The 876-nt window shown below is 72.4% G+C and carries 1 protein-coding gene and 1 pseudogene; both read right to left on the bottom strand.

Going from position 1 to position 876, the window contains the following annotated elements:
• The coding region (locus HC022_RS27710; RefSeq protein WP_167454512.1) for an AAA family ATPase at positions 1–445 on the bottom strand (445 nt) is incomplete at its 3' end.
• A pseudogene (locus HC022_RS27705) lies at positions 442–876 on the bottom strand (DNA repair exonuclease); the annotation flags it as partial. The pseudogene HC022_RS27705 and the gene HC022_RS27710, both read right to left, overlap by 4 nt.

Below are 876 nucleotides of genomic sequence, written 5' to 3'. Positions count from 1 at the left end.
CTTTCTCTTCCTGGGGCGTCGCAGCGCCAAGATGGGTCAGCCCCTGCCGCACCCAGATCAGACCCGAAGGCCCGCCCTCGGCGCCACCGAGCAGGTCCGCGAGCCACGCTTCGGCCTCGTCCGATTGCGCGACCAGCCGGGACCCCTGATGCACGGTCGCCGCGGGTTTGGAGAACCAGCGCTTGGCGACGGTGAAGCGCCCGGCGTCGGTCTCGATCTCGACGGCCACCTCGGGGGCGCCGCCGGCGTGGGGGCGCAGCGAGGCGATCTCGCGGTTCTTCGAGCCGTGCGGGATGAAAAACAGCGCCTGGATCGCGTCGAAGAGCGTCGACTTGCCGGATTCGTTTGGCTCGCTCAGCACGTTGAGCCCGTCGGTGATGCCCTCGATCAGCACCGGGCTGGTGAAGCGCCGGACGTTCTCGAGCCGGATGCTGCGGAGCCTCATGCCTCGCCCTCGTTCACATAGGCGTAGAGCCGCGCCAGCGCGTCCGCCGCCACCTGCCGGTCGGCCTGCGGCAGCGTCTCGTCGGTGGTCTCGGCCCTGAGCGTGTTTGCGGCGAGGCGCAGCGCGCCGCCGTGGTCGATCTCGTCGAGATCGGCGGCCTCGATCTGGGTGCCGAGCGCGTCGGTGCGCAGCTCGAAATGAGCGAACTCGGGGCCGTGACGCTCGGCGGCGCGGCGCAGCGCCAGCTGGTCGGCGAGCCCGGCCCAGCCCTCGGCGACGACGCGCAGCAGGATGTCCCGGCGCCCGGTCGGAGGCAGCAGCGCGGCAAGCGCCCCGGCGGCGTCCTGCCGCGGGTGCAGCACCAGCGGCGTTTCGGTCCAGAGGAAGCTGCCGGTCTCGACCTCGGTCACCTGCGGCTCGGCGCCGGGGCC

Source organism: Salipiger sp. HF18, assembly GCF_011806505.1.
Lineage (GTDB): Bacteria > Pseudomonadota > Alphaproteobacteria > Rhodobacterales > Rhodobacteraceae > Salipiger > Salipiger thiooxidans.
This window is presented reverse-complemented; position numbering and strand designations above follow the sequence as displayed.